Origin of the sequence: Paralimibaculum aggregatum, from assembly GCF_030270585.1 — a bacterium.
Taxonomy (GTDB): Bacteria; Pseudomonadota; Alphaproteobacteria; order Rhodobacterales; family Rhodobacteraceae; genus Thermohalobaculum; species Thermohalobaculum aggregatum.
The window spans coordinates 1-399 of record NZ_BSYI01000156.1 but is presented as its reverse complement, the minus strand read 5'-3'; the positions used below and the strand labels follow the sequence as shown (position 1 = coordinate 399).

The 399-nt window shown below is 69.9% G+C and carries 1 protein-coding gene; it reads right to left on the bottom strand.

Going from position 1 to position 399, the window contains the following annotated elements; genetic code table 11:
- Window positions 1-399, bottom strand: a 399-nt coding sequence (locus QSJ97_RS24750; RefSeq protein ID WP_285675170.1) for an acyl-CoA dehydrogenase family protein, incomplete at its 5' end; no start/stop codon positions are given.

Here is a 399-nt window from a genome sequence, read left to right as displayed (position 1 = left end):
TCAGAAGAAGGCCTGGAGGCCGGTCTGGGCGCGGCCGAGGATGAGGGCGTGGATGTCGTGGGTGCCCTCGTAGGTGTTGACGGTCTCGAGGTTGATCATGTGGCGCATCACGTCGAAGTCGCCGGAGATGCCGTTGCCGCCATGCATGTCGCGGGCGGCGCGGGCGATCTCCAGCGCCTTGCCGCAGTTGTTGCGCTTGATCAGCGAGATCGCCTCGGGGGCCATCCGGCCGGCCTCGATCAGCCGGCCGAGGCGCAGCGCGCCCTGCAGGCCGAGGGCGATCTCGGTCTGCATGTCGGCGAGCTTCTTCTGGAACAGCTGGGTCTGCGCCAGCGGGCGGCCGAACTGCTGCCGGTCGAGCCCGTATTGCCGCGCCGCGTGCCAGCAGGCCTCGGCCGC